The organism is Thalassospira alkalitolerans, from assembly GCF_002115745.1.
GTDB lineage: Bacteria > Pseudomonadota > Alphaproteobacteria > Rhodospirillales > Thalassospiraceae > Thalassospira > Thalassospira alkalitolerans.
Window position 1 is genome coordinate 247,545 of the sequence record NZ_JFKB01000004.1, and the last position, 20,545, is coordinate 268,089.

Sequence of the window (20,545 nt, forward strand, 5' to 3'; positions counted from 1 at the left end):
GATTTCCTGACGCGGCGTATTACACCGACGCAGTTTTTTACCCTTCACGATTGACCTGCGACGAATATGCTGTATTTTAATTGAACAATCAATCAATAAAAACACGCCGTCATTCGCGGCACGTATTGCAGGGCACAACATCTGGATTGTGCGGCGTTGGGGCTGTTTTTGTGATTATTCCGGTCCATGCGGACAGGTTCGGGAAACCTGTTGCAAGGCTCTGGGCGAGTGTTAGCGACGATGATTTTACGTTGATGTTCGTCTGGCCTCCGGAACCGAGAGTCTGATGACAGTCGCATGACTGGCATTAGTAACCGTTAGGTCCACACAAGGGAGAACCAGAAACATGACCAATCTTTCCACTTTCAGCCGCCTTCTTGGCACCACGATCATTGCAACCACCTTGCTGGGTGCAGCCGGTGCACAGGCAGCTGATAGCGATGCTTGTAAAACCGTGACTTTCTCTGATGTCGGCTGGACCGATATCACCGCAACCACGGCAACCGCATCGGTTATTCTTGACGCGCTTGGCTATGATGCCGAAACCGAACTTCTTTCCGTTCCGGTCACCTATACCAGCCTTGCCAACGGCGATGTTGACGTCTTCCTTGGTAACTGGATGCCGACCATGGTCGCAGACATTGCGCCCTATCTGGAAAAAGGCACGGTCGTCAGCAGCGGCGCAAACCTTGAAGGGGCGAAATACACCCTTGCGGTTTCCAAGAATGCCCATGATGCAGGCCTGAAAGATTTCGCTGACATTGCCAAATTCAAAGACCAGCTTGATGGCGAAATTTACGGTATCGAGCCGGGCAACGATGGCAACCGCCTGATTCAGGATATGATCGACAATGATCAGTTCGGCCTCAACGGCTTTAAACTTGTTGAATCTTCTGAACAGGGCATGCTGGCCGAAGTTAAACGCAAATCCGCACGCGACAAGTTCATCGTGTTCCTGGGTTGGGAACCGCATCCGATGAATGCCAAATACGACATGGCCTATCTTGACGGTGGCGATGATGTCTTTGGTCCGGATTTCGGTGGCGCAACGGTTCACACCAACATGCGTGCCGGTTATACGGACGAATGCCCGAATGCCGGTAAATTCGTCACCAATCTGAAATTCAGCCTTGCGATGGAAAACCAGATCATGGATGCCATCCTTAACGAAGGCACTGATCCGGCAAAAGCCGCAACCGCATGGCTAAAAGCCAATCCGGATGCTGCCAACCCATGGCTTGACGGCGTCACCACCTTTGACGGTAGCGATGCCAAGGAAGCCCTTAAAGGCGCGCTTGGCCTCTAACGCCTGCGTAAAGCCCTGCTAATGCCGATACGCAGCTTTAACAAGCCTAGCGTATCGGCACATTTTACTTTTTTGAAATAACGGAAAAATCCAATGGAATGGCTCACGGAAACAAAAATTCCGCTGGGACGGTGGATTGCATCCCTGATGGATGCGTTAAATGAACATGCCGATTTCGTGTTTTACACCATCTCGGATGTTCTTGAATTCATTATCGAAAACACGGTCGACCTTCTGGTCTGGCTGCCACCTTTCCTGATTATCGCGGCCTTTGGCGCGTTGGCAGCCTGGCTGCACAAATCTTGGAAACTGACGGCCTTCACCGTCCTTTCGCTGCTTTTGATCGTCAATCTTGGCTATTGGGAAGCCACCATGGAAACGCTTGCGCTTGTTTTATATGCGTCGCTGTTTTGCATGGTCATTGGCGTTCCGCTTGGCGTCGCATCGGCCCATCGCCCATGGTTATTTCAAATACTGCGCCCGGTCCTTGACCTGATGCAGACAATCCCGACATTCGTTTATCTGATCCCGACCCTGATCCTGTTTGGTCTGGGCGTTGTGCCCGGCCTGATTTCGACCGTGATCTTTGCCATCGCCGCCCCGGTGCGCCTGACCCATCTTGGTATCATCAGCACGCCCAAGGCATTGCTTGAAGCGGGTGAAAGCTTTGGCTGCACACCGCGCCAGTTGTTATTCAAAGTCGAACTGCCATCGGCGATGCCATCGATCATGGCCGGTCTGACGCAATGCATCATGCTATCCCTGTCGATGGTGGTGATTTCCGCCCTTGTTGGCGCAGATGGCCTTGGCAAGCCGGTTGTCCGTGCACTGAATACGGTCAACATTGCCCAAGGCTTCGAAGCTGGTCTGGCAATTGTTATTCTGGCCATCATTCTTGATCGTATCTGCCGTCGCGACACCAACGAAAACACGGGGCAGTAATCATGAGCAATGCTGTTGAATTCGACAATATCGACGTCATTTTCGGTAACAATCAGGCCAAATCGCTTGAACTGCTTGATGCCGGCAAGAACCGCGATGAAATTGCCGAGGCCACGGGTGATATCCTGGGTGTAGCCAATGTCAGCTTTGATGTGCCGCAGGGTGAAATCTGTGTCCTGATGGGATTGTCTGGCTCGGGAAAGTCATCGCTTTTACGCTGTGTGAACGGTCTAAATAAAGTTTCGCGCGGGTCGCTTCGGGTGCATGATGGCGACTGGATGGTTGATGTAACCACCTGTGACACCAAAACATTACGTGATTTGCGCCGCAAATGCGTTGCCATGGTGTTTCAGCAATTCGGTCTGTTTCCCTGGCGCACGGTCGAGGACAATGTTGGTTTTGGCCTTGAACTTGACGGTATGGGCCCGAAACAGCGCCGTGAAATCGTGCGCGAAAAGCTGGCCTTGGTCGGGCTGGATCAATGGGCGGATAAATACGCCCATGAACTGTCGGGCGGTATGCAACAACGTGTCGGGCTTGCCCGCGCCTTTGCTACCGATGCCCCGATCCTTTTGATGGATGAACCGTTTTCGGCCCTTGATCCCCTGATCCGTAACCGCCTTCAGGACGAGCTTCTTGACCTTCAGGACAAGCTCAACAAAACCATCCTGTTTGTCAGTCATGATCTGGACGAAGCCATGAAACTTGGCAATTCAATTGCCATCATGGAAGGTGGTTATGTCGTTCAGCATGGCACCCCCGAAGACATCGCGCTTCGTCCGGCCAATGGCTATGTTGCCGATTTCGTGGCTCATATGAACCCGGTCCATATCCTGCGCGGTCGTGCTATCATGCAACGCGTCGCCAAGGATCAGCGCACCGGTTCCGGTGACCTTCCGATCAAAGACGAAAACATTCGTATTTCGCTTGAAAACGGGATCATCCGGGCGGCTCATGATGGTGATCTCGGTGAACTTAAGCTGATCAATTATACCGGTGACCTGCCGACCGATCTGGACCCGATGGATAACTCGGTCATCTTTGTTGCGGACGATACTGTCCTTCTCAAAGATCTGATCGATATGCGCGGCATCACCCAGAACCCGGTATTGCTGACCCACGAAGGGCGCATTTCCGGAACTTTGGGTCGCAAGGCATTCTTTGAAAGCCTGACGCAAACCGCATCGCCCGCGGATTAATCACACAATAAAGGCGCCCTGTAACCGGGGCGCATTTTAATCATCAGACTATTTCAAAAATCGGTGATTAACCGCCTGTGACCGGCGGGAAAAGTGCGATTTCAATGGCCCCGGTAATTTCGCGATCAGCTTGGGCATATTCCTGATCAACCGCAACCCGAATGATGGTTGGATCACTCAGTGCATCGGCAAAATTCGCCCCCCTGCCCGGCAACCATGCCAGCAAATCGGCAACGGTTTTAACCGTCGCAGGCACATCAACGTCTTCCTCGGACAGGCCGATACGGTCTTTGACCCAGGAAAAATAAACCAGCTTCATGTCGCATCCGTTCCGTTCAAATCTGTATTTGGCCGCATGCTTGCGCAATCACCTTAAATGCGCAAGTCCCGATCACGGCCGGTTTATGGATAAACGAAATAACCATCCGGCGCTTTCGCAAGGCGTTCGGTCAAATTATCGATGAAAAACCGTTCCGCTCGGCTTTGTGACATGCGCGGATTGGTCACCAGATAAATATCAATCGCAGGCGGCGCATCATAAGGCGGCAACCGCCAAAGCTGTCCGCGTTCCATCGCATTTTGCACCACATGGATCGGTAATGGCCCAATCCCAAGCCCGGCATTGATCAATCGGCGGACTTCTTCCAAATGCGGGCTGGTGGCGATCACCTTGCCTTTCATGCCTTCACGCGCACGCAGTACCGCCACCGGCGCCAGCGCATCTGAAAGCTGATCGGTGGAAAACGACACAAATGCTTCGCTGCGCAGATCGGCAAGGGTCAAATCGCTTTTGCCAAACAAATGGTGCGTCGGCCCGCAGAAAAACCCGAAATGTTCACGATACAGCCTGCGATATTCCAACCTGGGATGCTGTTCATTGACCAGACAAATCCCAAAACTAGCCTGTTGGGACAGAACCTGACTTGTGACATTGCCCGATGTCGCAACATTGATTTCAAAGGTGACTTCGGGATGCGCCCGGTTAAATTCAAACAGCGCATCATCAAGCGGGGGAAACACCACATGACTGGCCAGCCATAAATGTAAATGCCCGCTAAGCTGATTGCCGCTATCTGTCATCACATCGGATAATCGCCCGATAGCACCGCAAATTTCACGGCATTCATGATACAGCGCCTTGCCCTGTTCGGTGACTTCAAACCGGCCACGTTCGCGGTCAATCAGGCGCGCGCCGATCTGATCTTCAAGACGTTTAAGGGCGTTGCTAACACTGGGCTGGCGCAAAAACAGGCGGTTTGCCGCCCCCGTGATGGATCGTTCTTCGACGATCACGGTAAAGGTATGCAACAGATTCCAGTCAAATTGTCGGCGGATCAAATCGTTCATATTTCAGCCTCACACCTTCACCCATAGCCAATGACTATGCAATCCATTCTACTTATCTATTTGTGCTATGTGCAAGTCTGGGGTGAAATGAACAAATCCTATTCATACACAGCCAAATAACCGCGCATGGCAAGCAATTGCCAAAGCACAATAACGGGAGGCAAAAATGGCCGCAGATGTTGCCGGGGCGCGCAGAACGCCCTGGGTCCTGCTGTCGCCGTCATTGGCGACGATATCGTTGCTATTGATCATCCCGATGATGTTCATCGTGGTTTATTCGTTCTGGCTGCGCACAGCAACCGGTGCCGATCAGGTCGGTTTTTTCCTTGATAACTGGATCGAAGTCCTTGGCGATCGGTTTTACCGCGACATCCTGTTTCAAACATTTGCGATTGCCTTTTACACCACGGTGATCTGTGCGCTGATCGGGTACATCCCGGCCTATTTCGTTGCCAATACGCCGATGAAGTCCAAGACCTTTTTGCTGTTGATGCTGATGCTGCCATTCTGGATCAGCTACATCATCCGTACCATGTCCTGGATCAACATCCTTGGCGCTTCGGGGGCATTAAATACCCTGTTCGTATCCATCGGCATCATCGATGAACCGATCCAGATGCTTTACAACCAGACGACCGTGGTTCTCGGTCTGGTGCATTACCTGCTGCCCTTCATGATCCTGAATGTCTATGTCAGTCTGGATGGCATCGACAAAAACCTGACCGAAGCCGCCCAAAGCCTTGGCTGCACCGGATTTCAGGCCTTTCGCGAAGTCACCCTTCCGCTGTCCTTCCCGGGATTGGCCGCCGGATCGCTTTTATGCTTTGTCCTGGCGGCGGGCACATACATCACCCCCGTCATCCTTGGCGGTCCGCGTGATGCGATGTTTGCCAATCTGGTGTTCGAGGCCATCGTGACACAGCTGAACTGGCCGCTTGGCTCCGCCCTTTCGCTTGTCCTGCTCGCCCTTCTTGGTGCGCTGGTCGTCATTTACACCCGTTATCTTGGCGTTGATCAAATCGCCAAGAGTTTCAAATAGGGGGAAATGTAATGATGTCCGGCTGGTCCCTGATCCGTTTTGCAACGATCCTTGTTTATCTGTTCCTGTTTGCCCCGGTGGCAGTTGTGATCCTGCTGGCATTCAACGCCAATCAATTCGGAAGCTTCCCGATCGAAGGCCTTTCCCTGCGTTGGTTCGAAGCCCTTTGGAACAACGATGCCATTGTGCGTGCGTTTAAAACCTCGTTATTGCTGGGCGCATTGACCAGTGCAATTTCAACCACACTGGGCACCATGGCCGCCCTTGCCATGGTCCGATACGATTTTCCCGGCAAACGGACGATCTCGACCCTTTTGGTTGCCCCGATCCTGATCCCCGAAGTCGTTCTGGCCGTGGCTCTGTTGCTGTTCCTGCAATTTCTTGCCATGCCAAAAAGCTTTGGCCTGCTGTTGATGGGGCATGTTGTCTTTACCCTGCCCTTCGTCTTGCTCGTGGTTCAGGCACGCCTTGTATCGATCCGGCGCGACGTTGAAGAAGCCGCCATGAGCCTTGGCGCGACACCGATCCAGACCTTCTTTGAAATCACCCTGCCGCTGATGATGCCTGCGGTGATGGCCGGGATGCTGTTTTCTTTCACCATTTCGTTTGATGACATTACCGGCACCCTGTTCTGGAAACCGGGCGGGGTTGAAACCGTCCCGACCCAGATTTTCGCCATGCTGCGCAATTCCATCAGCCCTGAAATCAACGCTCTTGGTGCGGTGATGGTGATGTTTACCGTTGCCCTGCCATTAATCGCGACCGCAATTGCACGTGTGGCATCGGCCCGCAAGATCAGGGCAAATGCAACACCTGACTAAGAACCGAAACCGATCATTGAAATGATGCGGGAAACCGCCAAAACCAACAAAAAGAACCATAAAAACCGACAAGAAAACGGATCATAAGACCGATAAAAACCTTTATCAGGAGGCCTTAAATGGACGATACCAAACGTTATGAACGCCTGCTCACCCGCTTCCGCGACGGTGATATCAACCGTCGTACTTTCCTGACCGTTCTGGGCGCGGCCGGTGTTACCGCCGGGATCACCGGTGGCCCGATGGGTATGCTGGCCCGCAACGCCCATGCCGCAACACCGGAACAGGTCCGCTTTGATGGCTGGGGCGGCGTGGTTTCCGAAGCCTTTGAAAAATATGCTTTCGGTCCCTATACCGCGAAAACCGGCATCAAGGTTGTTTCGGGCACCTTTGGCGGTGCCGATGAATATATCGCGCGTGTCAAGGCAGGCCAGCCGGGCGAATTCAATCTTGCCCATCTTTCGGGCGTATTTGATTATGCCCGTTATCATGGTCTGGAACTGACTTCGGAACTGAACGAAGCCAATATTCCAAACCTGAAAAACGTCATTCCCGGCCTGATTGAGCCCCTGCGCAAAATCACCAACGGAACGATTTCGGCTGTCCCCTATGATTATGGCACCACCGGCATCGCCTATAATCGCAAATATATCAGCGATGACGAAGCCAAGGCCAAAGGGGCCAAGCTGATGATCGATCCGGCCTATAAAGGCAAAATCGGTGGCTGGGGCGAATGGAAAACCCGCATCTGGTACGGCGCATTGCAATCCGATCAGGATCCGAACGGGATCAAGGATATTGATGCCGTCTGGGATATGATCCGCGCCCACCGCGATCTCTCCCTGAAATATTGGAGCTCAGGAGCCGAGCTCATGAGCCTTCTGGCCGAAGAAGAAATCTATGTCACCGAGGGTTGGTCCGGCCGCATCAAGGCCTTGCAGGACCAGGGTCATGACATCGGTTATCTTGACCCGGCCGGTGGTCTTGGCTGGCAGGAATGCCTGTTCGTGCTGCGTGGCAGCCCGATGGCTGCCTGTGAAGAACTTCTGAACTTCATGCTTGAACCCGAAGTCGCCATTGCGGTTGCCGAAGGCCAAAGCTATCCGCCTGCCCTTGACCCGAACAAAGTCGATCTTGGCAAGATCATCCCGACCCTGCCAGCCTTTGATCCTTCGGGCACCCTGTCATCGCTTAGCTTCTTTGATCCGGCCTATTGGAACGAGAACGAGGCCGATTGGTCAAAAACCTTCTCGCGGGTTCAGCGCGGCTACTAAGCCGATCTGAACCATGCAAACCGGTCCCCCGGCTGTTATTCCCGAAAATAACGGCCGGGGTGCCACCGCCTTCTTCTGACAGGGTTATTTGTGATGGCTGACATCGAAAATGCGGTCGAGCTGAAAAATGTCGTCAAACGATATGGCGAATTTACCGCCGTGCAGCGCATGGATCTGACCGTGCCCGACAACAGCTTTGTGACCTTCCTCGGCCCGTCGGGTTGCGGCAAAACCACAACCTTGCGCATGATTGCCGGGCTGACCGATATTTCCGAAGGCGATTTGCTGATCCGGGGAAATCGGGTCAATGCCCTGCCGATCCACAAGCGCAATCTGGGGCTGGTGTTTCAAAACTACGCCCTGTTTCCGCATAAAACGATCTACGAAAACATCGCCTTTGGCCTGAAATACCGCAAGGTCGCGAAATCAGACATCCGTGACAAGGTCAACCGCGCCCTTGATCTGGTGCAACTGCCCCATGTGGCCGACCGTTACCCCAATCAGCTTTCCGGCGGCCAGCAACAACGTATTGCCCTGGCCCGTGCCATCGTGATTGAACCCGATGTGCTGTTGCTTGATGAACCGCTTTCCGCCCTTGATGCCAATCTGCGCGAAGAAATGCGGGTTGAGTTAAAGCGTATTCAGCGCGAATTGGGAATCGCCACCGTTTTCGTCACCCATGACCAATCCGAAGCCCTTGCGATGTCAGACAAACTGGTGGTGATGAATAACGGCATCGTCGAACAGGAAGGCGCGCCCGAAGACGTTTACAACAATCCGGCATCGGCCTTTGTTGCCGATTTTCTGGGCCATTCCAATATCATCCCCGCCACCCTTGGGGGCCCGGACGCGGCATTCACCAAAGTCATGCTGCAAAGTGGTGAAACATTGGTCACCATCCCGGAACAAACTGCCAAAGCCAATGGCGCCAAAGATGTCCGCGCTGTGATCCGGGCCGAAAAAATCGACCTGTCTGATCAAAACAATGCGGCCGATGGCGTCATCACCATCCCCGGCAAGATCAAAACCGTCGATTATCTGGGTCAACAGGCGCGATATTTTGTCACCGCCAATGGTCGTGACTGGCAGGTCATCAATCCGATTGATGCCCACCCCCATCAGGAAGGCGCGGATGTTTTCATGCATATTGCCGCGCGAAATTGTGTGTTGTTGCCCGGTCATCACGATTGACCGGATCAGGAGAGCCCCAAAATGACGCATGATAAAAACAAACAGGTCGGCCATAACCGGGAATCCCGCCTGTTTTATCAAAGCCGTTCCCGACGCCCGCTGATTGACCACGCCAAAGGCGTTTATATGTGGGATGTAGATGGCAAACGTTATATCGACGCATCCAGCGGTGCCATGGTCAGCAATATCGGGCACAGCGACCCGCGCGTGATTGCCGCGATGAACGAACAGCTTGAAAAAGCAAGCTTCGCCTATCGCCTGCATTTTGAAAATGATGCCGCCGAAACGCTGGCCTACCGGCTTTCCGAACGCGCACCGGGCGATCTTGAACGGGTATTTTTTGTCTCCGGCGGGTCCGAGGCAATTGAAAGCTGTATCAAGCTTGCCCGTCAATACGCCTTGGCAATCGGTCAGGCCCAGCGCAGCAAAATCATTTCACGCTTTCCCAGTTACCATGGATCGACATTGGGCGCGCTTGCCATCACCGGCTATACCCCGATGCATGCGCCCTTTGCCCCGATGATGGTTGATCAACCCAAAATCCCGGCCCCGACATGTTATCTGGATCACGATGACCTGACCTATCATGAACGTGGTCTGAAATACGCCAATATGCTCGAGGCTGAAATCCTTAAACAGGGCCCGGAAACCGTCCTTGGCTTTATCATGGAACCGGTCGGCGGGGCTGCCACGGGCGCGCTTGTCGCCCCCGACAGCTATTATCGCCGCATCCGCGAAATCTGCGATCAATACGGCATTCTTCTGATCTATGACGAGGTCATGACCGGTGCCGGGCGTACCGGCAAATATTTTGCCGCCGAACATTGGGGCATTACGCCTGATATTCTGGCCGTTTCCAAAGGATTGGCGGCGGGTTATGCCCCGCTGGGTGCGATGATAGCACCCGATCGAATTGTTGGCCCGGTTCTGGATCATGGCGGTTTTATTCATGGCTATACCTATGCCGGAAACCCGATTGCCTGTGCTGCTGGAAATGCGGTTCTTGACGTCATCGAAGAAGACAACCTTCTTGATAACGCTGCCCAAAGCGGGGCTGCGCTCAAAACCGAACTTGGCAAACTGGCCAATGATTTTTCCATGATCGGTGATGTGCGCGGGCTGGGTTTGTTGCTTGCTGTTGAACTCGTCAAAAACCGCGAAACCATGGAACCGTTCGATGCCAAACACATGGCAGCCGCCCGGCTTGTCGATATTGCCTATGACAAGGGCCTGATCATTTACTGGCGGCGCACACGCGGCGGCTATCGCGGCGATCATGTCATGGTCTGTCCGCCGATGACCATCACACCCGATCAGTTTAACGACATCATGGACCCGTTGCGCGCTGCCCTTGGCGAACTTCAGGATGAACTCACCCTTGCCGGAGCCTTCGCATGAGCCGCAAAGTCATCATCACCTGTGCGATTACCGGATCGGTGCATACCCCCTCCATGAGCCCGCATCTGCCGATCACCCCGGATCAGATTGCCGATCAGGCAATTGCCGCCGCCGAGGCCGGAGCTGCCATCCTGCATCTGCATGCACGCGATCCCGAAACCGGTTTTCCCAGTCCGGAACCCGACCTGTTCAACCAATTCCTGCCGCGCATCAAGTCATCGACCGATGCCGTAATCAATATTTCAACCGGCGGCGGCATGACCATGACGGTCAAGGATCGCATCCGCGCGGCACAACAGGCCGCGCCTGAAATGGCGTCGCTGAATATGGGCACGATGAATTTCGGCCTGTTCCCCGCCCTTGCCGGGCGCAATGATTGGAAACACGATTGGGAACCAAAATTCCTTGAAGACAGCCGCGATTTTGTTTTCAAAAATACCTTTGCCGATATCGAAACCATTCTGGCCGATCTGGGCGTTGCCAATGGCACAAGGTTCGAATTTGAATGCTATGACGTTGGCCATCTTTATACGCTGGCCCATTTCGTTGATCGCGGCCTGATCAAGGGGCCGATATTTATCCAGTTTGTTCTGGGCGTTCTGGGCGGCATCGGGGCTGATTCCGATAACCTTGCCCATCTGAAACGCACGGCCGACAAACTGTTTGGTAATCAATATGAGTTTTCGGTCCTCGGCGCCGGGCGTCACCAGATGCCACTTGCCACCATGTCGGCCGCCATGGGCGGGCATGTCCGCGTCGGACTGGAAGACAACCTTTATCTGCGCAAGGGCGAACTGGCCCCGGATAACGCCTCGCAAGTTCGCAAAATCCGCGAGGTTCTGGATGGTCTATCGCTTGAAATCGCCACCCCGGATGACGCCCGATCACTTCTGAACCTGAAAGGTGCCGATCAGGTCGCCTTTTAGAACGCCATAACAAACGCCACCACCGCAACAAAGCATAGCCAACGAAAGGCGGCGCGCATGATGCATGCCTATTTTTCAGACGATCAGCTTCGTCATCACGGCCAGACATTCATGGTCGCAGGCGAACCAAAGCCGATCCCCGAAGTTCCGGAACGCGCCGAAATCCTGTCCACAGCCGTCAAACGGCTTGGCCTTGATTTGCGCGAACCCGGTGATTTTGGCATGGGTCCGATTGCCGCCATTCATGCGCCGGAATATCTGAAATTCCTGCAAACCATTCACGATGAATGGAAAACCGCAGGCGGATCGGAACTCGTGGTGCCCAGCATCCACCCCTTTGACCGGATGGGGCCCTATCCACGATCCCATATCGGCAAGGCAGGTTTTCATTTGGGCGATACATCCTGCCCGGTATCAAAAACCACATGGCAATCGGCCTATGCCAGTGCACAGGCCGCTATCGCCGCGGCCCGTGATGTGCGCGATCATGGCCATAAATCGGCCTATGCCCTGTGCCGCCCGCCCGGCCATCATGCCAGCCGCGATATCGCCGGGGGGTTCTGTTACCTTAATAACAGCGCCATAGCCGCACAGGAACTGCGCGCCAAATATGACCGCGTCGCCATCCTTGATGTCGATTTGCATCATGGCAATGGCACACAACATATTTTCTATACCCGCGATGATGTCATGACATTATCGATCCATGCCGATCCCGGCGTGTTTTATCCGTTTTTCTGGGGCCATGCCGAAGAACGCGGCCAAGATGCCGGGCTTGGCTTTAATCACAACTATCCCCTGCCCCTTGGCAGCGGCAATGACGTCTTTCTGGCTGCCCTTGATCGTGCGCTTTCCATGATTGATCATTTCAGCGCCGATGCAGTTGTAATTGCACTTGGTCTGGATGCATCACAGGACGATCCGTTTGGCGGACTTGCAATCACGCCGGACGGTTTTGCCGAAATCGGTAAAAAAATTGGCGGCGTCAAACTGCCAACCGTGCTAGTGCAGGAAGGTGGGTATGTCAGTAACACACTGGCAGAAAACCTTTTTCAGTTTGTCAGCGCATTTCGCGCCACCATCGCGGAGAGCCCCGAATGAAAACATCCGATATCCTGATCATTGGCGGCGGTATTGCCGGAATGTCGACGGCCTATTTTCTGGCCAAACGTGGCAAGTCGATCACGGTTCTGGAACGCGAAGACCAACCGGGCTATCACAGCACCGGCCGGTCTGCTGCCCTTTACAGCGAAACCTATGGCCCGAAAATCATCCGCAAAATGTCAACCGCCAGCCGCGACTTTTTCCTGACCCCGCCCGACGGTTTTACCGAAAACCCCATCCTGACCCCGCGCGGTGTGATCCTGACCGCCGCACCGGGCAATGAAGGCGCGATTGACGAAGTCCTGACCGACGGGCGGGCCAACGGTGCCAATGTTGTCGCCCTGACAGCCGATGACATCAAAAAACTGATCCCGATCCTGAATACCGATCTGATTTCGTGCGGTGCGCTTGAAACCGATGCCATGGATATTGATGTCCATGCCCTGCATTGGGGATTTATCCGGCATTTCAAAAAGCTTGGTGGTGAATTGGTAGTCAATGCCGATGTCAGCGCCATCGCAAAAACCGCCACCGGCTGGCAGGTAACCGCTGGCAATGAAACCTATGAAGCGGCGATTATTGTCAATGCAGCCGGGGCATGGGCCGACGAAATCGCACAAAAGGCAGGTGCCAAACCGCTGGGAATCACGCCCAAGCGCCGCACAGCCGTGATGGTGGATTTACCAAGTGACGTTAATGCCCTTGGCTGGCATATGGTGTCTGACATTGGCGAAGGTCTTTATTTCAAGGAAGACGCCGGTCGCCTGCTGGTATCGCCATCCGATACGACACCCACCGTACCCCATGATGTCCAGCCCGAAGAACTTGATATCGCCATCACCATTGATCGTCTGATGACAGCAACGACACTTAAAATCAACCGTCCGGGCGAAGCATGGGCAGGTTTGCGCAGTTTCTTTGCCGATGGTGATCCGGTTTCGGCCTTTGATCCCGAAATGGGTGGCTTTTACTGGCTTGCCGGTCAGGGCGGCTATGGCATTCAAACCGCCCCTGCCATGGGCGAATATGCCGCAAGTGTGATCTGTGGCGATGGTGTTCCGGCCCGGATGGCAAAAATCGGCATCACCGAAGACGCCCTTGCCGCCACCCGTCCCGGCCTTGGCAAACCAGCCTGAAAATACGGAGCCCGTCATGACGTCCCAAAACCTTGATCGCAATGCCCTTCGTAACGCCGTTGCCAATCGCCGGGATCGTGCGATTGATGATCTCTGCGCCTTGGTCCGTCATGACAGTCTTCTGGGGAACGAGGCCCCGGCGCAAAACTGGGTCGCGGATCGGTTTGCCGATATGGGGCTTGCGGTCGAACGGGTAAAGATCGATATCAATGCCCTGCGTGATCAGCCGGGCTTTTCCCCGGTGGTTACGACGGAATATAGCGGGCGCGAAAACATTGTGGGCCTGCATAAACCGGCCAAACAGACCGGGCGCAGCCTGATTTTAAACGGACATATTGATGTGGTGCCGACCGGCCCGGTGGCGCAATGGCGGCGCGGCCCGTTTGATCCCTATGTCGAACGCGACTGGCTTTATGGCCGGGGGGCTGGCGATATGAAGGCCGGGATCATTGCCTATTGCCATGCGCTGGCGGCCCTGCATGATCTGGGGCTGGAACCTGCCGCCCCGGTCATCCTGCAATCCGTGGTCGAGGAAGAATGCACCGGCAATGGTGCGCTGGCTTGCCTTCATGCCGGTTACAAGGCCGATTGCGCCATCATCCCCGAACCGTTCAGCCAAACCCTGATGACCGCCCAGCTTGGCGTGATGTGGTTTCAGCTTCACGTCACCGGAAGCCCGGCGCATGTTCTCGACACCTCGGCTGGCAGCAACGCCATCGAAGCGGCCTTTGGCTTTTTCGAAACCCTGAAAGAAGTCGAAGAAATCTGGAACCATCCCACCCATCGTCATGCGGCTTACGGCGCACATGTTCATCCGGTCAATTTCAATCTTGGCAAGATCGAAGGCGGTGAATGGGCATCCACCGTTCCGCCGGTTTGTTCGGCTGATATCCGGGTTGGATTCTATCCGGGGATGGAATTGGCCAAGGTCCGCGAAACCATCGAGGCCGTCGCCCAAAGTGCCCTTGAAAACCACCCTTCTTGCAAGGGGGCAAAATTTGACATTACCTATCGCGGTTTTCAGGCCGAAGGCTGTGTGATGGATGAAACCCATCCAATGATGACCATGATCGGCGACATCCATCAGGAAGTCACCGGCAATGTGATCAAAAACTATGCCTCGACCGCAACGACAGACGCGCGTTTTTTCCAGATTTACGGCAACATCCCGGCCACCTGTTATGGCCCGAAAGCCGAACGGATTCATGGCATTGACGAACGGGTTTCGATTTCCAGCATGATGGAAGTCACCGAGGTTCTTGCCCTGTTCATTGCCGACTGGTGCGGTACGGCCAAACGTGATACCCAACCGGCATAAATCACCCCAAATTCAAAACCAAACTTGATATCAGGAGATCCCAATGAGCATTCAGCGTTTCCACACCGGCCCGCGTATGAGCCAGGCCGTTGTCCATGGCGACACCATCTATCTTGCCGGTCAGGTTGGCGAACCGGGCAGCGACGTCACCAACCAGACCAAGGAATGCCTGGCCAAGGTTGATGCCCTTCTGGCGGAATGTGGCTCGTCCAAGGAAAACATCCTGTCGACCACCATCTGGCTGGCTGACATGGCCGATTTCGGCAAAATGAATGAAATCTGGGACGCATGGGTTCCACAGGGTCACACCCCGGCCCGTGCCTGCGGCGAAGCAAAGCTCGCCACCCCGGATTATCTGGTTGAATTTATGATCGTTGCGGCCAAACCGTAATTCGACGATCTGTTTGCCAATGCAAAACGCCCGGTCGATTTATCGCCGGGCGTTTTTGTTTGGGTCTGCGCAAGGCTACCTGCTGCGCTCATCACCCGTCACGATCAGGGATTTGGCTTCCAGAGTACGATGCACCGGGCATTTATTGGCAATCGCGATCAGTTTTTCACGGATGTCATCGGTGAAATCGCCATGCAGGGTAATGATCCGTTCAAATCGGTCGATCTTTCCACTTTTTTGCGCGAACTCCGCACCGCATTCCATGCAATCAGACGCGTGGATTTTATCATGGCGGACTTCAACCCGAATGCCATCAACCGGGATTTGTTTTTGATCGGCATACATGCGGATCGTCATCACCGTACAGGATCCAAGGGCCGCCGCCAGAAGATCATAGGGGGACGGACCACTGTTAAAACCGCCAACACTTTCCGGCTCATCGGCCAGCATGCGATGATGACCGGCCAGAACCATCGCCTGAAATTTGCCAAGCCCGGTTTCACGCACCACAACCGCCCCATCGGGAATATCGTTATCATCACCGGCCGGTTCATCCGTCGTGATATACCGTTTCGCCCAGGCAGAAATCACATCAGCCGCGTAGGCCGCGTCATCGGGATCGCGCAACAAATGGTCTGCCGTGTCCAGCGACACAAAGCTTTTGGGGTGTTTGGCAGCAGCAAAAATACGGCTGGCATTGTCAATCCCGACGGTCTGGTCCATCGGTGCATGCATGACCAAAAGCGCCTTGTGCAATTTGCCAACTGATGTTTCAACATCATGGGCGCGCAGATCATCCACAAATTGCTGTTTGATCACAAACGGTCGCCCGCCAAGCGATACCTCTGCCTGCCCGTCGCGGGCAATATTATCAAGGTAATCGGCAAAGTTATGCGTCACATGTTCAATATCGGCAGGCGCACCGATGGTGGCGATGGCCTTTGCCTCTGGCACACTATCGGCAACAGCCAAAACCGCCGCCCCGCCCAATGAATGCCCGATCAGCAAACTCGGCGCTGCAAATTCATGACGCAAGAAATCGGCGGCACGGCGCAAATCATCCAGATTGGATGTGAAATTGGTCGAGGCAAAATCCCCGCCCGATCCGCCAAGCCCGGTAAAATCAAATCGCAACACCCCGATGCCCTGCATGGTTAGCGATTGCGCGATCTTGCGCGCGGCGGTCAAATCCTTGGAACAGGTAAAACAATGCGCAAACAGGGCATAGGCCCGGACCGGACCCGTCGGAAGGTCCAACCGGGCCGAAAGTTTCGCGCCCAGTGCCCCTTCAAAGCTAAGTTTGATCGGCCTTACAGCCATAACGAACCTCCGCTGTCGGTATTTGTTGAAATCGTTCTTTGTTTTTACAATTTCTGCGCTAGCATACCTGACGTCGCCACCACAAAGCCAAGGGTAATACAGTGTGACAATACTGGAAACCGAAAGAACGATTGTGCGTCACGCCACACATGACGACGCGCCCTTTATCTTGCAATTGCTGAACGAACCGGGCTGGATCCGGTTCATCGGTGATCGCAACATTCACGATCTTGATGCCGCGCGCAGCTATATCGATGAACGACTTCTGTCGAGCTACCTGAAAAATGGTTTCGGGTCTTATATTGTCATCGCAAAGGAAACGGGCACCCCGGTTGGACTTTGCGGCTTTGTAAAGCGCGACACGCTGGATGGACCCGATATCGGCTATGCGATTGCGCAATCCTTTCAGGGCCAAGGCTATGCCTTTGAAGTCAACGAAGCATTGCTGAATTACGGACATGACACATTGGGCTTTGATCGGATATTCGGCTACAGCCTGCCCGAAAACATTGCGTCACTCAAATTACTGACCAAACTTGGCCTGACCTATGAACGTGATCAGGACGTCAATAACAGCGGCGAAATCTGCAAGGTGTTTGTAAAGGTCGCCTGATGCAAAAACCCGCACCAAATGATGCGGGTTTATTTTCATCAGACGATTTAAAATCGGTCATTCTGCGCGACGAATGCCAATCTTGCGGCCAACACCGATTGGTACCGGCAGGTCCTTGTGCGCATCACAGATCAGATCGAGTGTTTTCTGAATATCATCGGGAAACGCCGCCGACCGGCGTTTATCCATATCGATATGCATGGTGATGATTTCATTGGTCGCCGAAAGCCAGCCTTCGGTGCCATGGCGCAATTCGTGATACATGTGAATGCGTTTGTGATCGCAATCAAGGACTTGCGTATGGATCACAAACGGATCGTTTAAGTGAATTTCCCGGTCATAGGTCACATGCATTTCAAGGGCAAAGGTCGAAAACCCGCGCCGTTCCGGATAGCTCGTCCCCATCCCGACCGCGTCAAGAAACGCGACCGACCCCAGATCAAAACCAACAACATAATAGCCAACATTGACGTGCCCGTTGAAATCAATCCATTCCTTCGGCACGACCCCGCGATAACTTTCAAGCATTTCCGGGGCGAAAAGATCGGTACTGATCATTTCCCCGCCCCTTCCACCGCCTTGACCACGGCAACGGCTGCGACGAAATCTTCCAGCGAATGACCGACCGATTTAAACACCGTGCATTCACCGTCGGTTTCCCGGCCCTTGACCTCGCCGCGTGTCAGCCCGAAAAGGTCGCCCAGAATATCGGACTTGGCAATTGATCCCGCCTTTAGCGCCTGAACCACATCGCCGCCTTCGGCACTGGCCCCTTCGAAACTGTCGACATAAATCCGGCATTTTTGCATCAAGGCATCATCGGTTTCGCGCATGGTCGGCTTGAACGCGCCAACCAGATCAACATGCGTGCCATCGCGCAACCATGCCCCGCGCACCAGCGGTTCGGTCGACAATGTCGCGCATGAAATCAAATCCGCTGTCTTGCAAGCCGTTTCCAAATCATCGGTGCCAACCGCATCAAAACCAAGGGCCGCGGTTTCAAGCGCCAGCGCACGGGCCTTATCGCCATTGCGGTTCCAGATCGTGACCTTTTTGATCGGGCGCACCGATGCATGGGCATTGATCAGATTGGGCGCCATCGCCCCGGAACCAACCATAACCATTTCGCGCGTATCCTTGCGCGCAAGGTAATCTGCGGCCAGTGCCGATGCTGCCGCTGTGCGGCGCGTGGTTAATTTGGTGCCATCAATCACCGCCGATGGTTGCCCGGTAACACCATCCAGCAGGATATAAGTACCCGAAACCGCAGGAAGACCGCGCGCCGAATTGCCCGGCACAACGGCGGCAACCTTGACCCCGGCGGCACCATCCTTTTGCCAGGCAGGCATGATCAGGAATGTTGCATCGTCTTCGTTACTTCGTTCCATGTTGAAATGGCTGCGCAACGGGGCTTCGCAGCCCGCGGCAAACCCCTGTCGCAGGGCTTCGACCAGATCGCGGGGCGAGACGAATTTATCGATTTCTTCGGCGGATACGAAACGCATGAGCCTTCCTGTGAATTTATTTTGGTTTTCAAAGTGGTAGCGTGAATATCTTATACCATACCCAAAGGCCCGCGTCACAGGATCGCACGCTGTTTTTCACCCGAAAACCGGTGGAAAATCTGCCCCGAAATGATGCGATCAGGGCTGCAAAAAGCGTTTCAGATGGCCAAACAAAGAACCGGTCCCAAGATATAATTCTTCAAGCACGGTAAAATGGTTTGCCCCCCATGCCTTATAGACCGGCACATGAAGTCCGCCGCGCTCGCAATAGGCCGCATAGGCATCGCTTTGGCGGGCAAATTCCGGGCTTTCATTACCACCGACCACGACCATCATCTTGACCTCGTGCGGGACCGCATCCAGCATGGGCGAATTATCCGCCGCCGATGCTGCATCAAGGCCGATTTTATCGTTCAGCGACGTATGGCGGATCGGTTCAAGATCAAACATGCCCGATACCGGAACAATCGCGCAAAATGGGTGGTCATCGTTTAAGGTCACATGCCAATCATGGGATGCAAGACGGGCGACAATCTGTCCACCGGCGGAATGCCCCGATATGCTGATCCGGTCACGGTCACCGTTAAACTGTTCAACATTTTGATAAATATGTATAATCGCCTGCACCGCCTGATCGGTTATATCGGCAATTGTCACATCCGGGCATAAATCGTAATTGGGGCAAATCACCGTAAAACCGGCAGCAACCAAATCGCGTGCGACAAAGGCATAATCCTTTTTGTCCCGACTGCACCAATATCCCCCATGGAAAAACACATGAACCGGCGCCCCCGGTGCATCGGCCAAATAAACATCCATGGTTTCCTTTGGCCCATCGCCATAACGGATATCAAGGCTGTGTTTGGTACAGGCGCGCGTATCGTCCGACAACCGAACAGTTCGTTCGACATGGGTCATGAATTCGGGAACGGTTTCACGGGCGTTATATTGCCATTCCAGTTCCGCAGCAGTGAACCCACCCCAGCTCATTGGTACCTCATATCAATATCGGTTCAGGACCTATAGCGTCCAACCCGGTAAAACCGGTTTACAACGTCATTATGACCTATGATCTTTCTTTATTTTTACTGCATTTGCAAATGCTTCGCGCAATCGGGCCTAATTCCAGGACTTTGGCATGCAAGTCGATTGAATCCGATTACGGCCAATGGCAAAATAACAAAATCGGTTTTACAATCAGCAGGATAGACCATGATCAGCGCCAAAACCCAAAGCCCGTTTGCCGCCGATGATACCGACCGCAACCAGATATGGGCAATGTTGGTGCCGCGCGATATCGCGGCTTTTGTCGCGGCTGATTGGTCAATGGTCAAAGATGATTTCAAGGCCGACGGGTTCTATGCGATTGATGCCTGCAAGTCGGACGATCCCGACGCGTGGAAAATGATGTTTCCCGATTTGGCGACCTATCGCGATGAATGGCTGCGCCAGGCCCTTGCCGCGCAAGGTATCGACTATGCCGAAAACCTGTTTGACGGCGTTTTCCGCGCTACCGAGCTTTCCAAAATCGATATCACCGGCAACCGCGCACTGGTGCGCAAACATTTTAACGGCACCATAAAAAAAGCAGACGGATCACATGACCGTCTGCTTTGGAAAACCCATTATTACTGCGAAAAGCAGCCCGATGGTAAATGGCTAATCACCGGGTTTACCGGCTATTTACCCAATCACGATCCGGCATAGAAAGCGCC

Annotated in this window: 21 protein-coding genes; 15 read left to right on the top strand and 6 right to left on the bottom strand. The window is 54.0% G+C overall.

The genetic code is table 11. From position 1 onward, the window contains the following. Positions 1-346 precede the first annotated feature (346 nt). The 3 genes from TALK_RS07830 (at position 347) to choV (ending at position 3,447) form a co-directional block, all read left to right on the top strand. Positions 347-1,306, top strand: coding sequence for a choline ABC transporter substrate-binding protein (locus TALK_RS07830; protein ID WP_085617578.1), 960 nt, complete (start codon positions 347-349; stop codon positions 1,304-1,306). 93 nt (positions 1,307-1,399) lie between these two features. Next, positions 1,400-2,248: a choline ABC transporter permease subunit gene (choW, locus tag TALK_RS07835; RefSeq protein ID WP_085617580.1), complete on the top strand. Its 849-nt coding sequence runs from the start codon at positions 1,400-1,402 to the stop codon at positions 2,246-2,248. A gap of 2 nt (positions 2,249-2,250) precedes the next feature. Beyond that, positions 2,251-3,447, top strand: a complete 1,197-nt coding sequence (gene choV, locus TALK_RS07840; RefSeq protein WP_085617582.1) for a choline ABC transporter ATP-binding protein — start codon at positions 2,251-2,253, stop codon at positions 3,445-3,447. Between the two features lie 67 nt (positions 3,448-3,514). On the opposite strand, the gene moaD is transcribed toward choV, so the two are convergent. Together moaD and TALK_RS07850 are read right to left on the bottom strand one after the other, a co-directional pair. Further along, the gene (gene moaD, locus TALK_RS07845; protein WP_085617584.1) at positions 3,515-3,766 is read right to left on the bottom strand and encodes a molybdopterin converting factor subunit 1; all 252 of its coding nucleotides are present in this window, start codon (positions 3,764-3,766) and stop codon (positions 3,515-3,517) included. Between the two features lie 83 nt (positions 3,767-3,849). Further along, positions 3,850-4,794, bottom strand: coding sequence for a LysR family transcriptional regulator (locus TALK_RS07850; protein WP_085617585.1), 945 nt, complete (start codon positions 4,792-4,794; stop codon positions 3,850-3,852). A gap of 166 nt (positions 4,795-4,960) precedes the next feature. Between TALK_RS07850 and TALK_RS07855 the strand changes: the two genes are divergently transcribed. From TALK_RS07855 to TALK_RS07900, 10 genes are all read left to right on the top strand, one after another. Continuing rightward, positions 4,961-5,833, top strand: coding sequence for an ABC transporter permease (locus TALK_RS07855; protein WP_085617587.1), 873 nt, complete (start codon positions 4,961-4,963; stop codon positions 5,831-5,833). A gap of 11 nt (positions 5,834-5,844) precedes the next feature. Then, the gene (locus TALK_RS07860) at positions 5,845-6,654 is read left to right on the top strand and encodes an ABC transporter permease (protein WP_085617589.1); all 810 of its coding nucleotides are present in this window, start codon (positions 5,845-5,847) and stop codon (positions 6,652-6,654) included. 119 nt (positions 6,655-6,773) lie between these two features. After that, entirely contained in the window at positions 6,774-7,928 is a 1,155-nt protein-coding gene (locus tag TALK_RS07865; protein WP_085617591.1) for an extracellular solute-binding protein, read from the top strand. A gap of 93 nt (positions 7,929-8,021) precedes the next feature. Further along, a complete protein-coding gene (locus TALK_RS07870) occupies positions 8,022-9,119 on the top strand; it encodes an ABC transporter ATP-binding protein (protein ID WP_085617593.1) in 1,098 nt (365 codons plus the stop codon). Between the two features lie 21 nt (positions 9,120-9,140). Beyond that, on the top strand, positions 9,141-10,517 hold the full coding sequence (locus tag TALK_RS07875; RefSeq protein WP_085617595.1) for an aminotransferase family protein: 1,377 nt from the start codon (positions 9,141-9,143) through the stop codon (positions 10,515-10,517). Continuing rightward, a complete protein-coding gene (gene kce / locus TALK_RS07880) occupies positions 10,514-11,443 on the top strand; it encodes a 3,5-dioxohexanoate:acetyl-CoA acetone transferase (protein ID WP_085617597.1) in 930 nt (309 codons plus the stop codon). Before TALK_RS07875 ends, kce begins: the two co-directional genes overlap by 4 nt. A 57-nt stretch (positions 11,444-11,500) precedes the next feature. Further along, complete coding sequence (locus TALK_RS07885) at positions 11,501-12,544, top strand: histone deacetylase family protein (RefSeq protein ID WP_085617599.1); 1,044 nt, start codon at positions 11,501-11,503, stop codon at positions 12,542-12,544. After that, positions 12,541-13,683: an NAD(P)/FAD-dependent oxidoreductase gene (locus tag TALK_RS07890; RefSeq protein ID WP_085617601.1), complete on the top strand. Its 1,143-nt coding sequence runs from the start codon at positions 12,541-12,543 to the stop codon at positions 13,681-13,683. The genes TALK_RS07885 and TALK_RS07890 overlap by 4 nt, the downstream gene beginning before the upstream one ends. Positions 13,684-13,699: 16 nt before the next feature. Next, positions 13,700-15,001, top strand: coding sequence for a M20 family metallopeptidase (locus TALK_RS07895; protein WP_085617603.1), 1,302 nt, complete (start codon positions 13,700-13,702; stop codon positions 14,999-15,001). Positions 15,002-15,044: 43 nt separating this feature from the next. Beyond that, a complete protein-coding gene (locus tag TALK_RS07900) occupies positions 15,045-15,392 on the top strand; it encodes a RidA family protein (RefSeq protein ID WP_085617605.1) in 348 nt (115 codons plus the stop codon). 75 nt (positions 15,393-15,467) lie between these two features. Here the strand turns inward: TALK_RS07900 and TALK_RS07905 are convergent, their stop codons facing one another. Beyond that, a complete protein-coding gene (locus tag TALK_RS07905) occupies positions 15,468-16,712 on the bottom strand; it encodes a bifunctional alpha/beta hydrolase/OsmC family protein (RefSeq protein ID WP_085617607.1) in 1,245 nt (414 codons plus the stop codon). 103 nt (positions 16,713-16,815) lie between these two features. Here TALK_RS07905 and TALK_RS07910 point away from each other — a divergent pair, with 103 nt between their 5' ends. Continuing rightward, positions 16,816-17,325, top strand: a complete 510-nt coding sequence (locus tag TALK_RS07910; RefSeq protein ID WP_085617609.1) for a GNAT family N-acetyltransferase — start codon at positions 16,816-16,818, stop codon at positions 17,323-17,325. Between the two features lie 57 nt (positions 17,326-17,382). On the opposite strand, the gene TALK_RS07915 is transcribed toward TALK_RS07910, so the two are convergent. The 3 genes from TALK_RS07915 to TALK_RS07925 all read right to left on the bottom strand — a co-directional run bounded on the left by TALK_RS07915 (position 17,383) and on the right by TALK_RS07925 (position 19,820). Further along, positions 17,383-17,883 (bottom strand): thioesterase family protein, encoded by a 501-nt coding sequence (locus TALK_RS07915; protein WP_085617611.1) that lies wholly within the window; start codon positions 17,881-17,883, stop codon positions 17,383-17,385. Next, positions 17,880-18,830, bottom strand: a complete 951-nt coding sequence (gene lhpI / locus TALK_RS07920) for a bifunctional Delta(1)-pyrroline-2-carboxylate/Delta(1)-piperideine-2-carboxylate reductase (protein ID WP_085617613.1) — start codon at positions 18,828-18,830, stop codon at positions 17,880-17,882. Before lhpI ends, TALK_RS07915 begins: the two co-directional genes overlap by 4 nt. Positions 18,831-18,968: 138 nt before the next feature. Then, positions 18,969-19,820 carry an alpha/beta hydrolase gene (locus TALK_RS07925; protein ID WP_085617615.1) on the bottom strand — a complete coding sequence of 284 codons (852 nt, stop codon included), beginning with the start codon at positions 19,818-19,820 and terminating at the stop codon, positions 18,969-18,971. A gap of 222 nt (positions 19,821-20,042) precedes the next feature. Between TALK_RS07925 and TALK_RS07930 the strand changes: the two genes are divergently transcribed. Beyond that, positions 20,043-20,537, top strand: a complete 495-nt coding sequence (locus tag TALK_RS07930; protein WP_085617617.1) for a hypothetical protein — start codon at positions 20,043-20,045, stop codon at positions 20,535-20,537. The last annotated feature ends 8 nt before the right edge of the window (positions 20,538-20,545 follow it).